Source organism: Bordetella sp. N, from assembly GCF_001433395.1.
In the GTDB taxonomy this organism is placed as follows: Bacteria; Pseudomonadota; Gammaproteobacteria; order Burkholderiales; family Burkholderiaceae_B; genus Bordetella_C.
In genome coordinates this window covers 1140716-1159683 of sequence record NZ_CP013111.1, presented here as the reverse complement: position 1 = coordinate 1159683, position 18968 = coordinate 1140716, and the positions used below count along the sequence as shown (strand labels likewise).

Sequence of the window (18968 nt, the reverse complement as noted above, 5' to 3'; positions counted from 1 at the left end):
GCCCTTCCCGATCGTCATGTCGCGCTACTTCTTCCGCCGCACCGCCCAAGCCCTGCTCGTGCTGTGGCTGGCCTACACGGCCAGCTATGCCTTGCTGTACCTGATTCCGCTGGATCCGATCAGCGTGCGGCTGGCCGACCCGGACAACCCGGTCAGTCCCGAGGACGCCGCCCGCATCCTGGCCTATTACGGCCTGGACCGGCCGGCCTGGGAGCAATATCTGGGATCCCTGCACCATCTGTTCCAGGGCGACCTGGGCTATTCCCTGGTGTCGGGAGAACGCGTCAGCACCCTCGTGGCCAAGGCGGTGCCATCCACCTTGCAGCTGACCGGCCTGGGCCTTGTGTTCGCCGTGCTGCTAGCCCTGGTCATCGTCAGCGTCGTCGCGCTGACCCGGTGGAAGGCCTTGCGCCATGCCCTGGAACTGCTGCCCAGCCTGTTCGTGTCGGTACCCATGTTCTGGCTGGGCCTGCTGGTGATCCAGCTGTTCTCCTTCCGGCTGGGCCTGTTCGTGGCGGTGGACGACCAGGCGCCTTCTTCGCTGCTGTTCGCCGCGCTGGCCATGGCGCTGCCGGTCAGCGCGCCACTGGCGGCGGTGCTGATGGCCAGCGTCCAGAAGGTCTATCACGAGCCTTTCGTCGACGTGCTCAAGACCAAGGGTGCCGGCGCCGCGCGCATCTATGTGCGCCATGTGCTGCGCAACGCCCTGATGCCGGCGCTGACGGTGCTGGGCATCACCACCGGTGAACTGGTGGCGGGCGCCGTCGTCACCGAAACCATCTTCTCCCGTCCCGGCCTGGGCTACCTGACCCAGCGTTCGGTGGCCAGCCAGGACCTTCCCGTGATCCAGGCGGTGGTGCTGATCGCGGCCGCGGCCTTCGTGATCGCCAACTGGCTGGTCGACGTGGCCCACCCCCTGGTCGATCCCCGCGTGCGCGCCGCCCGCACGGTGTCGCGCCCGGCGCCCAAGGAGTCCGTGTCATGAACACCGCCGTCTTTCGTGCGAGCAGCCTGGCGCAACTGCGGCTGATCCGCATCCGGCAACCGGGCCTGGTGCTGGCGCTGATCGTCATCGCCCTGGCCGTTCTGTGCGCCGTGGCGCCAGGCCTGTTGGCGCCTTATGGCCCGCTCGACGCCGACCCCGCCAATCGCCTGCTGGCGCCCAGCCTGCAGCATCTGTTCGGCACCGACAACCTGGGCCGCGATGTCTTCAGCCGCAGCATCCACGGCGCGGTGCTGTCCTTGAGCGGCGCGACCATCGCGGTATCGCTGGGCCTGTCGGCAGGCGTGACGGTGGGCATGCTGGCCGGCTATGCAGGCGGCCTGGCGGACGCGGTGATCATGCGCCTGATCGACGTCCTGCTGGCGGTGCCTAATCTGCTGTTGAGCATGGCCATCGTCGTCACGTTCGGCTTCGGCACCTGGAACGCGGCCCTGGCCGTGGGTGTGGCGTCGATCGCGGTCTTCGCCCGCCTGACCCGCGCCGAAGTGCTGCGCGTGCGCGCGCTGCCCTATGTCGAAGCCGCCCGTGGATCGGGCGTGGGACATGCCGGCATCGTAGTGCGCCACATCCTGCCCAACGCCATTACGCCGGTCCTGGGACTTGCCGCCCTGCAATTCGGGACAGCGATCCTGGCCATCGCCACGCTTGGTTTCCTGGGATTCGGTACGCCGCCACCCACCCCTGAATGGGGACTGCAGGTGGCCGAGGGCCGCGACTTCCTGGCATTTGCCTGGTGGCTGACGGCCCTGCCCGGACTGGTCATCGTCGCGGTGGTCCTGTCCGCCAGCCGCATCGCCACCGAGATCCGCAGGAGAGCGCGATGACCCAGACCTTATCCGCAGCGGCGCCCGTCCGCCACGAAGTCCAGGAAGACCGGAATAGCGTCGTGCTCGATGTCAGCGACCTCGCCGTGACCTATCGCGGCCAAGGTGGAGATGTCGCCGCCGCCTCGCACGTCAGCTTCCAGCTGCGGCATGGTGAGACGACGGCGCTGCTGGGCGAATCCGGCTCCGGCAAGAGCACCATCGTGGGCGCCATCGCCGGCACCTTGCCGACGTCGGCGTCCACCGCCGGCACGGTGCTGTTCGGCCAGGACAATCTGCTGACCCTGCCGGAGCACCGTTTCCGGCGCCTGCGCGGCACGGCGCTGGGCTATGTGCCGCAGAATCCCGGACGGTCCCTGGACCCCTTGCAGCCGGTCGGCCAGCAACTGGACGAAGCCCTGGTCGTACACGGCCTGCGCGCGCCGCGCGCGGACCGCTGGACGCGCATCCTGCACATTCTGGAGCGCGTCGGCTTCCGCGACCCGGAAACCGTGGCGCGCCACTATCCGCACGAGCTGTCCGGCGGCATGCAGCAGCGGGTGCTGATCGCCATCGCCCTGGCCTGGACACCGCGGATACTGATCGCCGACGAGCCGACGTCGGCGCTGGACGTCACGGTGCAGAAGGCCATCCTGGATCTCATCGACCAGCGCAAGGCCGAAGACCGCATGGGGGTATTGCTGGTGACCCACGATATCGGCGTCGCCGCGCAGCGATCCCAACATGTGGTCGTGCTGCGCCACGGACGCATCGTCGAGGCCGGTCCCACCGAGCGTGTCTTCGCGCAACCCAGCCATGAATACACGCGCCAGCTGCTCAAGGACGTGCCCGGCGCCGGCCCCAATCGGCGGCCCGCGCGCAAGACCGGCACAGGCGCCGCCGCCATCAGCCTGTCCGGTGTCAGCGTCCGATACCTGGCGCGCGGCGCGGCGGGTCGCAAGGCCGTCGACAATGTGTCCTTTGACGTGGCGCCCGGGTCCACCCTGGCCATCGTCGGCGAATCGGGGTCGGGCAAGACCACGACGGCCCGCGTCATCGCCCGCTTCCTCGACCCCACCGAAGGCCAGGTGCTGGTCCGCGACGGGACCGGCCAGCCGCTCAAGCGCGCGGCGGAGCGGGACTACCGCCGCCATGTGCAGTTCGTCTATCAAAACCCCTATCTTTCGCTGAATCCGCAGCATCGCATCCAGACGGTGCTGGCGGAGCCCTTGCGCGCCCTGGGCATCGGCACCCCGGCCACGCATGCGCAACGGGTCGCGGAACTGCTCGACATGGTCGCCCTGCCGAAGGACGTGCTCACCCGCAAATCGCGCGAGCTGTCCGGCGGCCAGTTGCAACGCCTGGCCATCGCCCGCGCGCTCGCGGCGCAGCCTTCGATACTGGTCCTGGACGAACCCGTTTCCGCGCTGGACGTGACCGTGCAGGCGCAGATCCTGCGCTTGCTCGAATCCCTGCAGGCCCACCTGGCGCTGACCTGTCTGTTCATCTCGCACGACCTGGCGGTGGTGCGGCGGATCGCCGACGACGTCGCGGTGATGCGCGACGGCCAGATCGTCGAACGCGGCCCCACCGAACAGGTGTTCGCGCAACCCAGCCATCCCTACACCCGGCAGTTGATCGCCGCGGCGCCCGGCCTGCGCCTGGCGCCGGCCGCGCCTGTCCCCATCCCTGCCCCTGCTGAAGATACGCCTGCCATGACCCACGCCCCTCAACTCGCACTTGCCGGAGTCCATCCATGACCGCCTCCCTGCAGCGCTCCCCGGCCGACGATCCGAACAGCCCGCTGGCACGCGTGCTGCGCCAGCCCCTGTTGCTGGGCCTGTTCCTGCCCGTGCAGGATGGTGGCTGGACGCCGTCCACCCTGCCACGCACGACCACCTGGACCTTCGACTACAACGCCGCCTTGACCCGGCGCGCGGAAGCCCTGGGTTTCGACCTCGTCTTCGCGCTGGCGCAATGGGCCGGCGCGGGCGGCTACGGCGGCGACATCCGCTACCGCGAGATTTCGCTGGACTCCTTCATGGCCACCGCGGCCCTGTCGGCCTGCACCGAACGCATCCTGCTGATCTCGACCCTGCACGTGCTCTATGGTCCCTGGCACCCAGTGCACCTGGCCAAGTTCGGCGCCACCCTGGACCATATCTCCAAGGGCCGCTGGGGCATCAACGTGGTTACCGGCTATGCGGAACGGGAACCGCTCATGTTCGGCATGAAGAAGATCGAACATGACAAGCGCTACGAGATGACCGATGTCTTCGTGCAAAGGCTCAAGCAGCTTTGGTCGCTGACCGAGAACCTGACGGTGGACGGCCCCTGGTACGCCATGGAAGACGCCTTCGTCTCGCCCAAACCCGCGTATGGACGGCCGATCCTGGTGAACGCCGCCGGCTCGCCCGCCGGCATCCAGTATGCCGCGCAGCACTCGGACCTGATCTTCATCACCAGCCCCGCCGGCAACCAGATCGAAGACGCGCTCGCCAGCCTGCCGGACCACATCGCCAACATCCGCGCCGTCGCGGCCGCCGCCGGCCGCTCGCTGCGCACCATGATCAATCCCATGGTGATCTGCCGCGACACGGAGGCCGAAGCCATCGCCTACCGCGACGCCATCGAGGCGGCCGCCGACGTGGTGGCGGTGGAGAACTTCGCCGAGCACGGACGCCGCGGCGACAGCCAGGCCTGGCGCAAGCAGCGCCGCCAGCATCGCGCCATCGGCGGCAACCTGCATCTGGTGGGCAGCCCCGAACAGATCGTCGACAAGCTGCTCAAGCTGAAGGCCGCCGGCATCGACGGCGTGCAACTGACCTTCTACGACTTCGCGCCCGACCTGGAGTACTTCGGCGAGAAAGTGTTGCCGCTGCTCTACCAGGCCGGCCTGCGCATCCCGGACGCAACGGCCGCCAACGGCAGGCAAGCCAACCACGAAACCCGCAAGGAATTGCAGCCATGACACTAGACCGCCGTGCCTTCATGCTGTCCTCCATGGCCGCCGCGCTGGCGGGCGCCCTGCCTTTGGACGCCCTTGCCGAAGACAAGCCGCGCGAGGGCGGCACGTTCATCGTCAACCTGGAACCCGAGCCCTCCAGCTTCCTGTTCAACTCCAACACGGCCAGCGTGCTCGCCGCGCAGGTCGTCGAAGGCCTGGTGGCCTATGACGCGAACTCCAAACCCATCCCGGCCCTGGCTGAGCGCTGGGAAGCATCGCCCGATGGGCTGACCATCACTTTCCATTTGCGCCGCGGCGTCAAATGGCATGACGGCAAACCCTTCACGTCCGCCGACGTGCAGCACACGGTGCTGGAGATCGTCAAGAAGGTGAATCCGCGCGCCGGCACCGCCTACAAAGCCGTGCAAGCCGTCGAGACGCCCGACGCCTATACGGCGATCTTCAAGCTGTCGGAGCCCTCGCCCGCCATCTGGGCGGTGCTGTCCGGCACCGAAGCCGCCATCCTGCCGCGCCACCTGTACGAAGGCAAGCCGCCGCTGACCAATGAATGGAACAACAAGCTGATCGGCACGGGCCCCTTCGTGTTCAAGGAATGGCAGCGTGGCGACTACATCCTGCTGGAACGCAATCCCGACTATTGGGGCGGCCGTGCCCACTTGAACCGGGTACGCATCAAGACCATCACCGACCCCGGCGCCCGCGCGGCCGCGCTGGAAGCCGGCGAAGTCCACTACTCGCCCTTCAGCTCGGTGGCGCCGTCGGAAGTGGCCCGCCTGAAGCAGGTTCCCGGGCTGCGCATCGAAACGGGCGGCTACGGCATCTTCGTGCCGCACTTCTTCTTCGACTTCAACCTGGACCGGCCGCAGTTCCGCGACAAACGCCTGCGCGCCGCCTTCGCCCACGCCATCGACCGCCAGGCCCTGGCGGACAAGGTGTGGTTCGGCCTGGCCAAGCTGGCGACGGGCCCGATACCCAGCGCCCAGGCCGCCACGTATACCGCCGACACGACCCAATACCCTTTCGACCTCAAAAAGGCAGAACAGCTGCTGGACGAAGCGGGCTTGCCGCGCAAGGCCGATGGCGTGCGTCTGCGCATCACCCACCACACCATGCCTTATGGCGACGTGTTCAAACGCGTCGGCGAGTTCCTGAAGGAGTCGCTCAAGCAGGTCGGCGTGGAAGTCGAGCTGGTCAATCTGGATCTCAGCCAGTTTCACCGCACCATCTTCGGCGACCGCAACTTCGACACCTTCAGCACCTACTACGCCGCCGGGGCCGATCCCCAGTTCGGCGTGTTGCGGCGCTACTGGACCAAGACCATCGCCAAGGGCGTGCCCTGGTCCAATGGCACGGGCTACTCCAACCCCGCCCTGGACAAGATCATCGAAGCCAGCTTCACCGAAGTCGACCCGGTGAAACGGCGCGAACTGCTGGTGCAATTCCAGAAGATTGCCCAGGACGACCTGCCGTCCATCAATCTGCTGGAACTGCAGCACTTCAGCGTCGTCTCGACTCGCGTGCAGGGCCTGAGCACCTTCCCTGACGGCTACGCCAAGTCCTTCAAGGACATCTGGCTGCAAGCCCGCGACCAGGTCTGACAAGGCAGGACCGCCCCACATGCTGCGTTATCTCGCCTACTTCACCCAGCGCCTGATTCAGGTCATCCCCATTGCCCTGCTGATCATCCTGGCAAATTTCTTCCTGCTGAAGCTGGCGCCGGGCGACATCGCCGATGTCATGGCGGGCGAAATGGGCGCGGCGACGCCGGAGCTGATGGACACCCTGCGCCAGCAGTTCGGCACGGACCTGTCCCTGCCCATGCAACTGCTGCATTACTACGCCAAGCTGCTGCGTTTCGACCTGGGCTATTCCTTCCGCAACGGCATGAGCGTGGCGGCCCTCATCGCCGATCGGCTGCCTGCAACAGTGTTACTGGCCGGCGCCAGCCTGCTGCTGGCCAGCCTGATCGGCGTCACGCTCGGTTGGCTGTCGGCCAATACGCGGCGGAACTGGCTGAAGAACACCATATCGGCCTTCACCACCGTGGGCTTCGCCACGCCGCTGTTCTGGATCGGCCTGATGCTGATCGTGCTGTTCTCCATCCATCTGCGCTGGCTGCCCACGGGCGGGGTGGAGGATGTCGATGCCGAGTACGAGGGCTACGCCCGCGTGCTGGATGTGATCCGCCACATGATCATGCCGGTGCTCAGCCTGACGTTCTTCTACCTGGCGATCTACGCGCGCATCACGCGTACCGCCATCAAGGACGTGCAGCGCCTGGATTTCGTGCGCACGGCTCAAGCCAAAGGCCTGAGCCCGGCCAGGGTGTCGGTGGTCCACGTGTTGCGCAATGCCTTGCTGCCGGTCGTCACCGTCACGGGCATGCAGATCGGGTCCATCCTCAGCGGCTCCGTGGTGGTCGAGACCGTCTTCGCCTGGCCCGGCCTGGGCCGCCTGGCCTTCGATGCCGTCATGCAGCGCGACCTCAATCTTTTGCTGGGCATCCTCTTCTGCAGCTCGCTGGTGGTGATGCTGACCAATATCGTCACCGACCTGGTCTACGCCAGCCTGGATCCGAGGATAGAACTGAAATGACCACGACCGCGCTCACGCCGTGGCGCCGCTACGCCGGCCATCCCGCCGCCGTCGCGTCCCTGGCCTTGCTCGTGCTGGCGGCGCTGTGGGCAGCCGCCGCGCCCTGGGTCTTCAAGTACGACGCCTTCGCCATGGTCGGAAAGCCCTTCCTGTGGCCCGGCGCCGATGCGCGCTTTCCGCTGGGCACCGACAGTTTCGGCCGCGACATCCTGGTGCAGCTGGTCTACGGTGCGCGTATCTCGCTGCTGGTGGGTGTGGCGGCGGCCGGGCTGTCGTCCGGGCTGGGCATCGCCATCGGCCTGGCATCGGGTTATTTCGGCGGCTGGGTCGACCACGTGCTGATGCGGGTGACGGAGCTGTTCCAGACCATGCCGTCGCTGATCTTCGTGATCACCATCATGGCCATCTTCAAGCCCACGATCACGTCCATCGTGCTGGCCATCGGCCTGACCAGCTGGCCGCAGACCGCGCGCCTGATCCGCGCGGAGACGATGCGGGTGCGCGCCAGCGAGTACATCGCCGCCGCTTTTGCCCTGGGTCTCAGCGCACCCCACATCGTCTGGCGGCACATCCTGCGCAATGTCATTTCACCCGCCATCGTCACGGCAACCATCCTGGCCGGCGCCGCGATACTCACCGAAGCCGGCCTGGCCTTTCTCGGGCTGGGCGACCCCAACGTCATGTCCTGGGGCAGCATGATAGGCGCGGGCAGACAGGTTCTGCGCACGGCCTGGTACATCACCGCCATACCCGGCGTCGCCATCGTCCTGACCGTGGCCGCGATCACGGCCATCGGCAATGGCGTCAGCCTGATTCTGAACCCCAACAGCGATATCTGAGAGGAAACCCCCATGAGCGCCATCATCGCCGCGGTACCGGACACCACGCTGTCCGCCATCGGCAGCATTTCAGCTCGCCAACTGGTCGAGCGCTTGAAGCAAAAGCAGGAACTCGCCATCATCGATGTGCGCGAACTGGCCCGCCACGTGGACGACGGCCATGTGCTGCAATCCATTCCGCTGCCCTTGAGCCAGCTCGAACTCCAGGTCGACGCGCTGATCCCGCGCCGCGACACGCCGGTGGTGGTGTACGACGCCGGCGCCGACGGCCTGGCGCAGCGCGGCGCGCAGCGGCTGGTGGACGCCGGCTATCGCGACGTGGCGATACTCGAAGATGGCGTGCAAGGCTGGCGCGCCGCCGGCTTCGAGGTCTACACGGGCTGGCACGTGCTGTCCAAGGCCTTCGGCGAATTCGTCGAGCACGCCTACGGCACGCCGCACATCCCGCCCGAGGAATTGAAAGCGCGCATCGATCGCGGCGAGGACCTGATCGTCCTGGACGGCCGCAATATCGACGAGTTCTACAACTTCAGCATTCCGGGCGCGCACGCCGTGCCCAACGCCGAACTGCCCTACCGCGTACACGACCTGGTGCCGTCCAAGGACACGCTGGTGGTGATCAACTGCGCGGGCCGCACGCGCTCCATCATCGGCGCCCAGGCGCTGATCAACACGGGCCTGCCCAATCGCGTGGTGGCGCTGGAAAACGGCGCGATGGCCTGGCTCAAGGCGGGCTACCCCCTGAACACCAAACACCACAACACGGCGCCGCCGCCTTCGCCCGCCGGACTGGACAAGGCACTGCGGTCGATCGCGCCCTTGCGCCAGCGTTTCGGCATCCGCGCCATTGAACGGGCCGAACTGGACGCCTTGCGGGCGGACGCGTCACGCAGCCTTTACGTGCTGGATGTCCGCACCCGGGAGGAGTTCCAGAACGGCCACCTGCCCTTCTCCGTGTGGGCGGAAGGCGGACAGCTGGTGCAGGCCACCGACCAATGGATCGCCACCCATCATGCACGCGTCGTCCTGGTCGATGACACGAATGGCGTACGGTCGGCGATCACCGCGTCCTGGTTGATCCAGCTGGGCTGGACGGATGTCTACACCTACGGGCTGGACAGCGCCACCGATGCCCTGGAATTGGGCGTTGCGCGCCGCGCCACGGTGGGGCTGCCGCAAGCGGGCGCCCCCATCACGGCGAACGAACTGAAGCAAGGCCTGGATGCCGGCGCCATCGCCCTGTTCGATTTCTCCGGCAGCCAGGCGTATCGCGCGGGGCATATCCCCGGCGCGCATTTCGCCCTGCGTTCCCGCATCGATCAGCGCCTGCTGGACGCGGCGGGCGACCGCGCCATCGTGGTCGTGGCGGCCGACGCGGCGCTGTCGCGCCTGGCCGCCGCCGATATCGCCGGTCTGGCGGGCGCCGACCGCGTGCGCGTGCTGGCCGGCGCCAATCAAGCCTGGAAGGACGCCGGGCAGGTCCTGCAAGGCGCGGATCAGGCTCTATGGCATGACCCGGCTGACGACGTATGGCTGTCGCCCTACTTCCGCGAGGACCGCTTTGGCGCGTTCAAGACCTATATCGACTGGGAAGTCGGCCTGATCGAACAACTCAAGCGCGACACCACCGTGTCCTTCCAGGATTATGGCCAGCATGCCTGACCCGCTCCTGTCCGTCGCCGGCTTGCGCGTGGCTTTCCGCGCGCAGGACGCATGGCGCGAGGTGGTGCACGGGGTGTCCTTCGCCCTGCACGCGGGGGAGACCCTGGCCATCGTCGGGGAGTCCGGGTCCGGCAAGAGCGTCACTGCGCTGGCCATCATGCGCCTGCTGTCAACGGAGCATGCCCGCAGCGCGGGCCGCGTGACCCTGGGCGACCAGGACTTGCTGGCCTTGCCGGAGCACGCCATGCAAGGCATCCGCGGCAACCGCATCTCCATGGTCTTCCAGGAGCCCATGACCAGCCTGAATCCGGTGCTGAGCGTGGGCTACCAGATCGCCGAAGCCTTGCGCCAGCATCGCGGGCTGACCGGGCGCGCGGCGCTGGCTGAAGCGGCGCGCCTGCTCGACCGCGTGCACGTGCCCAATGCGCGCGGACGCATCAAGGATTATCCCCAGCAGTTTTCCGGGGGCATGCGCCAGCGGGTCATGATCGCCATGGCCCTGGCCTGTGAGCCGGACCTCTTGATCGCCGACGAACCCACCACCGCGCTGGATGTGACGATACAGGCCCAGATCCTCGACCTGATCCGGGAGCTGCAAGCCGACACCCGCATGGCCGCGCTGTTCATCACGCACGATATGGGTGTGGTGGCGGAGATCGCCGACCGCACCCTGGTCATGTATCAAGGCCACGCCGTCGAAGCCGGGACCACGACGGAGGTGTTCGAGGCGCCCCGGCATACCTACACACGCGCCTTGTTGGCCGCGGTGCCCCGTCTGGGAGCATTGCAAGGCAAAGCCCGGCCCGAACCCTTCAGTCTGGTCGATGTCGCCACCGGCACCAGCCAGGCCCCTGCTTTCGAGGCCAGCCTGCCACGCGCCGACGCCCCGCCCATCCTGGCCGTCAATGGGCTGAGCACGCGCTTCGACGTGCGCGGCGGCTTGTTCGGCAGAATCACGACACGGATTCATGCGGTGGAGAACGTATCCTTCTCCATTCAGCCCGGCGAGACCCTGGCGCTGGTCGGTGAATCCGGTTCAGGCAAGTCGACCATAGGCCGGTCCATCGTCGGCCTGGTCTCCCCCACCAGCGGCTCGATCGCACTGGACGGGCGCGACATCGGCACGCTGCCACGGGCCGAGCTGGTGTCGGCGCGCAAGCGCATGCAGATGCTTTTCCAGGATCCCTATGCCAGCCTGGATCCGCGCCAGACCGTCGGTCAGGCCATCGCCGAACCGCTGCTGTTCCACGGCCTGGCGAACCGGGCCGGTGTCGATGAACAGGTCGCCGACGCGCTGCGCCGGGTCAAGCTGGACCCGGACATGGCTGGCCGGTATCCGCACGAGTTTTCGGGCGGCCAGCGCCAGCGGGTGTGCCTGGCGCGCATCCTCGGCCTGCAGCCCAGCCTGATCGTCGCCGACGAGTCCGTGTCCGCGCTGGACGTGTCGGTCAAGGCCCGCATCATCAACCTGATGCTGCAGCTGCAGGCCGAACTGGGCATCGCCTATCTGTTCATCTCCCACGACCTGGCCGCCGTCGAACGCATCAGCCACCGCATCGCCGTGATGTACCTGGGCGAGATCGTCGAGATCGGCCCGCGCGACGCTATCCTCGGCAACCCGCAGCATCCCTACACGCGCCGCCTGCTCGCGGCCGTCCCCGTGCCCGACCCCAGGCACCCGCGCCGCCGTCTCGACGCGCGCTAAATGCCGCTGAACCAGTTGTAGCCCTGGTCTTCCCAATACCCGCCGGGATAGGTATTGGTCACGAAGATGGCCATGATGTGCTTGGGATTCTTGAAGCCAAGCTTGGTCGGCACCCGCAGCCGCAAGGGGTTGCCGAAATCGGGCGGCAGGGCCTCGCCGCCGAAATCCAGCGCCAGGATGGTCTGCGGATGCAAAGCGGTGGCCATGTCTATGCTGGAGTAATAGCGGTCGGCGCACTTGAAGCCCACGTAGCGCGCGCTCAGGTCGGCGCCGATATGCTGCAGGAATGTCTTCAGCGGCACGCCGCCCCATTGCCCGATGGCGCTCCAGCCTTCGATGCAGATAAGCCGCGTGATCTGGCTGGCCTGCGGCAGGCGGCGCAGGTTTTCCAGGGTCCAGGGCTTCTTGTCCGCCACCATGCCCGACACTTCAAGCTGGTAATCGGACAGATCGATCTCCGGGACGTTGTACTCCGGATAGAAGGCGTTGAAGGGAAAGGGCTTGGTAATCTCGCTGGCGCTGTACGTCGGGGCCAGCTTGTCCTGATTGAACAGCCACGCCTGCACCTTGTCGTTCCACCGTGACATGGCCCACAGCACCTTGTCGAACGTGTCACCGTCCTGCAGATTGCAGCCGGACAGCATGGCCAGTCCACCCAGGCTCAAGCCGCCGCGCAGCAGCAAGCGCCGTTGCGTGTTGACCAGCGCGGTGCGCTGCGCCGGCTCCAGGACCAGTTTGGTTTTCTTGCGTTCAGGCATCGTGCCGCTCCCCGGTGGAATGCAGCGACGCCCGTCCCGTAATCATGGGCGGCAAGGTACGGGGCACCAGCAGGACCATCACCAGATGCACGACCACGAACAGGCCGATACCCGCCATGGCCACGAAATGCACCACCCGGGCCGCCGCGAAGCCGCCGAACAACGCGGTCAGCTCCTGTAGCTGCACCGGCTTCCAGATGGCCAGTCCCGACAGCACCAGCAGCAGGCCCAGCAGCAGCACGCCCAGATACATGGCTTTCTGCACGGCGTTGTAGTGCCCGATACGATGGCCCAGACGCATGCGCAAGGCAGCACCCAGGTCATGCCGCACATCCGCCACGCTGACGCTCAGCAGGTCGCGCCGCAAATGGCCGTTGAAGATTCCCGCCAGCAGATAGACCAGGCCATTGGCCACCAGCAGCCACATCACCGCGAAGTGCCAGATGGTGGCCGCCCCGAGCCAACCGCCCAGGGTGGCCCACTCAGGAAAAGTGAAGCCGAAGATGGGCGAAGCGTTGTAGATGGCCCAGCCGCTCATGAACATGCATGCCATGGCATAGACGTTCACCCAATGCGTCAGGCGCACCGGCAGCGTATGGACCCGCACGCGCGTGGGCGGATGGAGGGAGCGGGAAGTTTTCATTTACATCGGCGGGATGGTGCCGTCCTTGCCGATGATGACGTTCAAGGCCTTCAAGGCACCGCCATCGCCCTTCTGCGCGAAGATCAACGCCGGCGCGCCGACCTTCATCAGGGTGGCGTCACCCGGTTCCAGGTAGACCACCGGCACATCCGGCGGCACCACGACCGTCTTTTCGCCTTCCTTGTATTTCACTTTCATCGTCGTCCCGCTGGTCGTCACCACGCTGCCGACGGTGCCATTGGTCATGCTGCCTTTCTTGCCATCGGCGCCTTCCCAGGGCCGGAAACCTTCACCCATGCCGCGCAGCGACGCCGCGAATACATGGACTTCCAGGGCTTTCAGCGTGCCATCAGCTTGCGGCACGGCCGCGGTGCCAACGTAGCTGTCGGGCTTGATGTCGGTGAGCTTGGCGATGGACACCGCGGCCACGCGCACGTCGGCCGGCAAGGCGATCGTGGACTTCGTGCCGTTACGGGCGGTGACTTCCACGGAGGTGGGGCTGACCTGGTCTATGGTGCCGCGCACTGCCGTGCGGGCGGGTTGCGCCGGCTGCGCATGCGCCGCCGCCAATCCGCCGGCCAGGAGTACGCTGGCTGCGAGGGCTCGAATCTGGAAAAATTTCATCGTGTGGATCTCCAAAGGGTCGGGAACAGCGGAATCGATCATGCGCCCGGCCAGGGGACACAAACATGACCCGTGAATGACAAAAATGTCATCGAGTCCCGGGCCCCGGATCGATAAAATGCAGGCTCTGATACAGGGGTGACGCGTGCGGATATTGGTGGTCGAGGACGATGCAAAGACCGGGGAATACCTGAAAAAGGGCCTGGGCGAATCGGGCTACGCCGTCGACTGGACGCGCAACGGCGCCGATGGCCTGCACATGGCCACGGAAACGGCCTATGACCTGGTGGTGCTGGACGTCATGCTGCCCGGCCTGAACGGCTGGCAGGTCATGCAGGCCTTGCGCGCGCGGCAGGACGTGCCGGTACTGTTCCTGACCGCCCGTGACCAGCTGCAGGACCGCATCCAGGGGCTGGAGCTGGGCGCCGACGATTACCTGGTCAAACCGTTTTCATTCACCGAGCTGGTGCTGCGCATCCGCACCCTGCTGCGCCGGGGCGTGGTGCGCGAAGCGGACCAGCTGCGCCTGGCCGATCTGCATATCGACGTGCTCAGGCGCCGTGTCACGCGCATGAGTACCACCATCGCGCTGACCAACAAGGAATTCACCTTGCTGCATCTGCTGGTGCGCCGTGAAGGCGAAGTGCTGTCGCGCACCTTGATCGCGTCGCAAGTGTGGGACATGAACTTCGACAGCGACACCAATGTGGTCGATGTCGCCATCAAGCGCCTGCGCGCCAAGGTCGACCGGCCTTTCGAGCCCAAGCTCATCCATACCGTGCGTGGCATGGGTTACGTCTGCGAGGTGCGCGAATGCGCCGAAAGCGCTCCCGCTCCCTGACCCTGCGCACCGCGCTGCTGTTCGCGCTGCTGGCTGCCGTGGTGGTCAGCGTGCTGGGCCTGTATCTGTACATGTCCATGGAGGCGAACATGATCGCGCGCAGCGACGTCGGCCTGGTCGGCAGGGTCGACCGCTACCGCTCGCTGATGCGCCAGACCTTGAGGCTGGACGATATCCGCGCGCGACCGCAGCTGTTCGAGAACATGCTGGGCAATGAACAGGACATCCTGGTATTCCGCCAGCCCGGCCACGCGCCCCTGGTCAATGTCAATCCGGGCAAGCTGGCGCTGCCCGATCTGGCGCCGGTGCCGCTACAAGATGACATGACGACGGCCGCCGTGCATGGCCAGGACAGCACCTTGGGCGTCCCCGTAAGATGGGTCAAGGCCATGACGGTCACGGCCGATGGGGCCGACCTGGAAGTCATCGCCGGACACGTGATGCTGGGAGAGACCCGCATGCTGCGCCAGTATCGCGCGCAGATCGCGGCGTCCGTGCTGGTGGCCTTTCTGTCCATCGCCGTGCTGGGCTATCTGGCGCTGCGCCGTGGGCTGCGGCCCTTGCGCAACCTGGCGTCTCAGGCGGCGGGCATCACGCCGGGCAGCCTGGACCGGCGCCTCAGCATCCGGGACACGCCGCATGAATTGCGGGAAGTCACCGCGTCGTTCAACGAAATGCTGGACCGCCTGGCGGATGGGTACGAGCGCCTGGCGCAGTTCTCGGCGGATCTGGCCCATGAGATCCGCACACCGATCGGCGCGCTGCTGGGCAACTGCCAGGTGGCCCTGTGCCAGCGGCGCAGCCCGGAGGAATACGAGGGGGTGCTGGCGTCCAGCGTCGAGGAGCTGGAGCGCATCGCGCGCCTGGTCGAAAACATTCTGTTCCTGGCCCGCGCGGACAATGCCCAATCGGTTCTCGATCATGCGCCGCTGGACATGACCGTCGAATTCGAGCGCATCGCCGATTATTTCGAGGGACTGGCGGAGGAACGCGGCATACGCCTGGCGTCCAAAGCGCATGGCGGCGTCCAGGCCGACCCCATCCTGTTCCGCCGCGCCCTGGGCAATCTGGTGGCCAACGCCGTACGCTACGCCGACCCCGACAGCGTGGTGACCCTGAGTACGCAGGAAGGGCCCGATTTCGTGATGGTGCACGTGGAGAACGTCGGGCCTTATATCGAGCCCGAACGCCTGCACAAGCTGTTCGACCGTTTCTACCGGGCCGACATGTCGCGCAGCGCGGATTCCGACGCCAGCGGGCTGGGGCTATCCATCGTGCGCGCCATCATGGTGCTGCATGGCGGCAGCGCCACGGCGCAGTGCCTGGACGATGCAATAGACTTGGGATCCGCGCGGATCCGCTTCACCTTGACCTACCCCCGCGTGCCAGGACACCTGCCCACATGACCCACTCCCGCCCTGCTTCCAGCGCCGACCGCCCGGTCGCGCTCGTCACCGGTTCGACTTCCGGCATAGGCGCGGCGGTCGCGCGCCGGCTGGTCCGGGAAGGCTACGCCGTCATCCTGCATTCACGTTCCTCGGTCGATGTCGGCATGGCCATGGCGCGGGACCTGGAGCACGCGGCCTATCTGCAAGCGGACCTGGCGGACGACAGCGACCGCGACCGGCTGGTCCGGGAAGCCGTCGCCACCTGGGGCCGCCTGGACGTGCTGGTGAACAACGCCGGCATCAGCCACGTCATTCCCCATGGCGACCTGGCCGCCGCCACACCAGACATCTGGCACGAGCTTTACGAAGTCAACGTGGTCGCGCCCTTTCGCCTGGTCAGCGCGGCGGAGGCCGCCTTGCGGGCCGCCGCGGGCCGGGGCCGCCCTGCCAGCGTGGTGAATATCAGTTCCCATGCCGGGGTGCGGCCCAAGGGCGCCTCCATCCCCTACGCCGCCACCAAGGCCGCTCTCAACCACGTGACGAAGCTGCTCGCGACGACCTTGGCGCCTGACATCCGGGTGAACGCCGTCGCGCCGGGCCTGGTCGATACGCCGTTGACGGCCGCCTGGACCGACGCGCAGCGCTTATGGAAGGAACGTTCGCCCATGCGGCGGGCGGCCAGCCCGGACGATATCGCGCACGTGGTGGCGATGCTGGTGGCGGCGGATTATCTGACGGGGGAAGTGGTGGTTTCAGATGGTGGACTGAACCTATGCTAATACCCCCTTTCCATAAGCGGCGCACCTAGAATACAAAGTCCTTTCCTGCTCCGCTTTTAAAGCCTCCGCTTTTCGAGCTCCCACTACGAGTGCCGAGATGACCGCAACCAAGCTTGCCCCCGCATCGCCCCCTGCCGTCGATGCGCTGCTGACCCATCGCTATGGCGCCGAAGTCGCCGGTGCGTATCCCGTCCTCGACAACCCCACCATCCGGCTGGCGCTAGGCCATCGCTCGGTGCGCGCCTTCGCGCCCACGCCTTTGGCGCCCGAAGTGCTGCCTACCTTGATCGCGGCGGCGCAATCGGCATCGACATCGTCCAATCTGCAAGTGTGGAGCGTGATCGCGGTGCAAGACCCCGAGCACAAGGCCCGGCTGGCCGTCGGCACGCGCAATGAAGGTTTCGTGCGCCAGGCGCCGCTGTTCCTGATCTGGCTGGCGGACTTCTCCCGCGCGCGGCAGGTGTCCGAGGACCGTGACTCGACGATCAATGGCGGCGACTTCGTCGAGTCCATCGTGCTGGCGTCGGTGGAAGCGGGCCTGGCGGCCCAGAACGCCGTGCTGGCCGCGGAATCGCTGGGCCTGGGCGCCGTCTATGTGGGCGCCATCCGCAGCCACGTCCGCGCGCTCGCGGCGGACCTGAAACTGCCGCCGCACGTGTTCCCGGTATTCGGCACCGCCATCGGTTATGCGGACGAGTCGGTGTCGCATCACGTCAAGCCGCGCCTGCCCCAGGCCGCCGTGCTGCATCACGAGTACTACGACGGCGCTGGGCAGCTGGACGCGGTCGAGACCTATAACCGCGCCCTGGATGCGTTCTGGAAGAAGCAGTCCATCGAACACCCCTTGTGGACCGACCACATCCTGAACCGCCTGAAGGCCAACCCGGCCGACCAGCGCTATGATCTGCGGGCCATCCTCAACGAGCTGGGCTTCCTGCTGCGTTAGGCGTCAGGCTTGCGCTTTCTTGGCCCGCATGTCCGCCAGCGCCCAGGCATGAATGCCCAGGCCGGCCAGCGCCAGCAGGCTGCCGACCCAGCCCGTCGACGACCAGCCCAGGCCGGCGTCGATGGACAGGCCGCCCAGCCAGGCGCCCAGCGCATTGGCGATGTTGAAGGCGGAGTGATTCAAGGCAGCGGCCAGGGTCTGCGCGTCGCCCGCCACGTCCATCAAGCGCGTCTGCAGGGTCGCCGCCAGCGCCACCACGGTGCCGATCAGCAGCACGTTCAGCGGCCCCAGGAAAGGACTATGGGCCGAGAAGTAGAACGCGCCCATCACCCCTACGGCCCAGATCAGCACCGAGCGTATGGTCTTCTCCATATTGCGGTCGGCGAAGCGTGAACCCATCAGGTTGCCGGACACCATGCCCGCGCCGAACAGCGCCAACACCACCGGCACCCAAGCCTCGGGCATATGCGCCAGCTCGGTCATGGTCGGCTTGATATAGCTGAACACCGTGAAGATGCCGCCAGAACCGATGGCGCCGATGCCCAGCGTCAGCACCACCTGCTTGTTGCGCAAGGCGCTGAGTTCGCGCAAAGGGCTGGCGCGTTTGTCGCCCGCCACGTAAGGCACCCAGCGCCACACGGCGTAAGCCGTCAGCAAACCGATGGCGCCGACGATGGCGAAGGCGGAACGCCACCCCAGCATCTGCCCGATCGCCGCCGCGATGGGCACGCCGATCAGGGTGGCGATGGTCAAGCCCAGCAGGACCATGGCCACGGCCTGCGCGCGCCGATGCGGCGCCACCAGTCCGGCCGCCACCAGGGCCGCGACGCCGAAGTAGGTCCCGTGGGGAAAGCCCGTCGCGAAACGCGCGAGCGCCATCGAAACGAAACCGGGCGCCATGGCGCTGACGAAATTGCCCAGCGCGAACACCAGCATCAGTCCGATCAGGAACGAGCGGCGGGCCCAGCGCGCGCCCAGCACCGCCAATAAAGGCGCGCCGATCACCACGCCCAGGGCGTAAATGCTGATCAGATGGCCGGCCTGCGGAATGCTGATGTCCAGGTCGCGCGCCGCGTCCGGCAGCAGGCCCATGATGACGAATTCACCGGTGCCGATGGCGAAGCCGCCGACACCGAGGGCAAACAGCGCGCGCCGCGTCTGCGCGGCGGAAAGTTGGATGGAAGGAGCGGCAAGGCCGTCGGCCACGCCTGGAGAGATGGACATAGGGATTTAATTCGAGAACAGCGTCGGCAACAGCGGAGAGGAACAACGTCGCTTGCCAGACCCCCGCGACGGGTGCATGAAGCAAGGACACGCGCTATGGTAACCGCTCAATCCGCCAGCGCAAGTCACATGCTTATGAGTCCCATTTTGGTGCATCGCGCGCCCCACGGCGATGCGAATTTTCTGACTT

Annotated in this window: 17 protein-coding genes; 13 read left to right on the top strand and 4 right to left on the bottom strand. The window is 66.7% G+C overall.

The genetic code is table 11. The features are described 5' to 3' along the window. Window positions 1–16 precede the first annotated feature (16 nt). The 9 genes from ASB57_RS05045 to ASB57_RS05005 are packed head-to-tail and all read left to right on the top strand — an operon-like array spanning window position 17 to window position 11575. Complete coding sequence (locus ASB57_RS05045; protein ID WP_057651094.1) at window positions 17–985, top strand: ABC transporter permease; 969 nt, start codon at window positions 17–19, stop codon at window positions 983–985. Next, window positions 982–1827 carry an ABC transporter permease gene (locus ASB57_RS05040; protein WP_057651093.1) on the top strand — a complete coding sequence of 282 codons (846 nt, stop codon included), beginning with the start codon at window positions 982–984 and terminating at the stop codon, window positions 1825–1827. The genes ASB57_RS05045 and ASB57_RS05040 overlap by 4 nt, the downstream gene beginning before the upstream one ends. Continuing rightward, window positions 1824–3566 (top strand): ABC transporter ATP-binding protein, encoded by a 1743-nt coding sequence (locus ASB57_RS05035; RefSeq protein WP_082621383.1) that lies wholly within the window; start codon window positions 1824–1826, stop codon window positions 3564–3566. The genes ASB57_RS05040 and ASB57_RS05035 overlap by 4 nt, the downstream gene beginning before the upstream one ends. Next, the gene (locus ASB57_RS05030) at window positions 3563–4777 is read left to right on the top strand and encodes an LLM class flavin-dependent oxidoreductase (RefSeq protein WP_057651091.1); all 1215 of its coding nucleotides are present in this window, start codon (window positions 3563–3565) and stop codon (window positions 4775–4777) included. The genes ASB57_RS05035 and ASB57_RS05030 overlap by 4 nt, the downstream gene beginning before the upstream one ends. Continuing rightward, window positions 4774–6372, top strand: a complete 1599-nt coding sequence (locus ASB57_RS05025) for an ABC transporter substrate-binding protein (RefSeq protein WP_057651089.1) — start codon at window positions 4774–4776, stop codon at window positions 6370–6372. The genes ASB57_RS05030 and ASB57_RS05025 overlap by 4 nt, the downstream gene beginning before the upstream one ends. Window positions 6373–6391: 19 nt before the next feature. Continuing rightward, window positions 6392–7369, top strand: coding sequence for an ABC transporter permease (locus ASB57_RS05020; RefSeq protein WP_057651088.1), 978 nt, complete (start codon window positions 6392–6394; stop codon window positions 7367–7369). After that, window positions 7366–8208 (top strand): ABC transporter permease, encoded by an 843-nt coding sequence (locus tag ASB57_RS05015; protein ID WP_057651086.1) that lies wholly within the window; start codon window positions 7366–7368, stop codon window positions 8206–8208. The genes ASB57_RS05020 and ASB57_RS05015 overlap by 4 nt, the downstream gene beginning before the upstream one ends. Window positions 8209–8220: 12 nt before the next feature. Then, a complete protein-coding gene (locus ASB57_RS05010) occupies window positions 8221–9870 on the top strand; it encodes a rhodanese-like domain-containing protein (RefSeq protein WP_057651084.1) in 1650 nt (549 codons plus the stop codon). Further along, complete coding sequence (locus ASB57_RS05005; RefSeq protein ID WP_082621973.1) at window positions 9863–11575, top strand: ABC transporter ATP-binding protein; 1713 nt, start codon at window positions 9863–9865, stop codon at window positions 11573–11575. The genes ASB57_RS05010 and ASB57_RS05005 overlap by 8 nt, the downstream gene beginning before the upstream one ends. On the opposite strand, the gene ASB57_RS05000 is transcribed toward ASB57_RS05005, so the two are convergent. Genes ASB57_RS05000 through ASB57_RS04990 form a run of 3 tightly spaced genes read right to left on the bottom strand, consistent with a single transcriptional unit; the run spans window position 11572 to window position 13600 of the window. Then, the gene (locus ASB57_RS05000) at window positions 11572–12333 is read right to left on the bottom strand and encodes a molybdopterin-dependent oxidoreductase (RefSeq protein WP_057651081.1); all 762 of its coding nucleotides are present in this window, start codon (window positions 12331–12333) and stop codon (window positions 11572–11574) included. The genes ASB57_RS05005 and ASB57_RS05000 overlap by 4 nt on opposite strands. Next, window positions 12326–12976, bottom strand: a complete 651-nt coding sequence (locus tag ASB57_RS04995) for a cytochrome b/b6 domain-containing protein (protein WP_057651079.1) — start codon at window positions 12974–12976, stop codon at window positions 12326–12328. Before ASB57_RS04995 ends, ASB57_RS05000 begins: the two co-directional genes overlap by 8 nt. Further along, window positions 12977–13600, bottom strand: coding sequence for a hypothetical protein (locus ASB57_RS04990; protein WP_057651077.1), 624 nt, complete (start codon window positions 13598–13600; stop codon window positions 12977–12979). Between the two features lie 145 nt (window positions 13601–13745). Between ASB57_RS04990 and ASB57_RS04985 the strand changes: the two genes are divergently transcribed. The 4 genes from ASB57_RS04985 to ASB57_RS04970 all read left to right on the top strand — a co-directional run bounded on the left by ASB57_RS04985 (window position 13746) and on the right by ASB57_RS04970 (window position 17554). Beyond that, complete coding sequence (locus tag ASB57_RS04985) at window positions 13746–14441, top strand: heavy metal response regulator transcription factor (protein WP_057651075.1); 696 nt, start codon at window positions 13746–13748, stop codon at window positions 14439–14441. Continuing rightward, the gene (locus ASB57_RS04980) at window positions 14414–15847 is read left to right on the top strand and encodes a heavy metal sensor histidine kinase (RefSeq protein ID WP_057651073.1); all 1434 of its coding nucleotides are present in this window, start codon (window positions 14414–14416) and stop codon (window positions 15845–15847) included. Before ASB57_RS04985 ends, ASB57_RS04980 begins: the two co-directional genes overlap by 28 nt. Continuing rightward, window positions 15844–16608 (top strand): SDR family NAD(P)-dependent oxidoreductase, encoded by a 765-nt coding sequence (locus ASB57_RS04975; protein ID WP_057651071.1) that lies wholly within the window; start codon window positions 15844–15846, stop codon window positions 16606–16608. The genes ASB57_RS04980 and ASB57_RS04975 overlap by 4 nt, the downstream gene beginning before the upstream one ends. A gap of 97 nt (window positions 16609–16705) precedes the next feature. Continuing rightward, window positions 16706–17554 (top strand): nitroreductase family protein, encoded by an 849-nt coding sequence (locus ASB57_RS04970; protein ID WP_057651069.1) that lies wholly within the window; start codon window positions 16706–16708, stop codon window positions 17552–17554. A gap of 3 nt (window positions 17555–17557) precedes the next feature. On the opposite strand, the gene ASB57_RS04965 is transcribed toward ASB57_RS04970, so the two are convergent. Next, window positions 17558–18778 (bottom strand): MFS transporter, encoded by a 1221-nt coding sequence (locus ASB57_RS04965; protein WP_057651067.1) that lies wholly within the window; start codon window positions 18776–18778, stop codon window positions 17558–17560. Window positions 18779–18968 lie beyond the last annotated feature (190 nt).

Bases quoted from the DNA above. Each gene is read 5' to 3' on its own strand.
- ASB57_RS05045 (WP_057651094.1), top strand. From the start codon at position 17: ATGTCGCGCTACTTCTTCCGCCGCACCGCCCAAGCCCTGCTCGTGCTG.
- ASB57_RS05040 (WP_057651093.1), top strand. From the start codon at position 982: ATGAACACCGCCGTCTTTCGTGCGAGCAGCCTGGCGCAACTGCGGCTG.
- ASB57_RS05035 (WP_082621383.1), top strand. From the start codon at position 1,824: ATGACCCAGACCTTATCCGCAGCGGCGCCCGTCCGCCACGAAGTCCAG.
- ASB57_RS05030 (WP_057651091.1), top strand. From the start codon at position 3,563: ATGACCGCCTCCCTGCAGCGCTCCCCGGCCGACGATCCGAACAGCCCG.
- ASB57_RS05025 (WP_057651089.1), top strand. From the start codon at position 4,774: ATGACACTAGACCGCCGTGCCTTCATGCTGTCCTCCATGGCCGCCGCG.
- ASB57_RS05020 (WP_057651088.1), top strand. From the start codon at position 6,392: ATGCTGCGTTATCTCGCCTACTTCACCCAGCGCCTGATTCAGGTCATC.
- ASB57_RS05015 (WP_057651086.1), top strand. From the start codon at position 7,366: ATGACCACGACCGCGCTCACGCCGTGGCGCCGCTACGCCGGCCATCCC.
- ASB57_RS05010 (WP_057651084.1), top strand. From the start codon at position 8,221: ATGAGCGCCATCATCGCCGCGGTACCGGACACCACGCTGTCCGCCATC.
- ASB57_RS05005 (WP_082621973.1), top strand. From the start codon at position 9,863: ATGCCTGACCCGCTCCTGTCCGTCGCCGGCTTGCGCGTGGCTTTCCGC.
- ASB57_RS05000 (WP_057651081.1), bottom strand. From the start codon at position 12,333: ATGCCTGAACGCAAGAAAACCAAACTGGTCCTGGAGCCGGCGCAGCGC.
- ASB57_RS04995 (WP_057651079.1), bottom strand. From the start codon at position 12,976: ATGAAAACTTCCCGCTCCCTCCATCCGCCCACGCGCGTGCGGGTCCAT.
- ASB57_RS04990 (WP_057651077.1), bottom strand. From the start codon at position 13,600: ATGAAATTTTTCCAGATTCGAGCCCTCGCAGCCAGCGTACTCCTGGCC.
- ASB57_RS04980 (WP_057651073.1), top strand. From the start codon at position 14,414: ATGCGCCGAAAGCGCTCCCGCTCCCTGACCCTGCGCACCGCGCTGCTG.
- ASB57_RS04975 (WP_057651071.1), top strand. From the start codon at position 15,844: ATGACCCACTCCCGCCCTGCTTCCAGCGCCGACCGCCCGGTCGCGCTC.
- ASB57_RS04970 (WP_057651069.1), top strand. From the start codon at position 16,706: ATGACCGCAACCAAGCTTGCCCCCGCATCGCCCCCTGCCGTCGATGCG.
- ASB57_RS04965 (WP_057651067.1), bottom strand. From the start codon at position 18,778: ATGTCCATCTCTCCAGGCGTGGCCGACGGCCTTGCCGCTCCTTCCATC.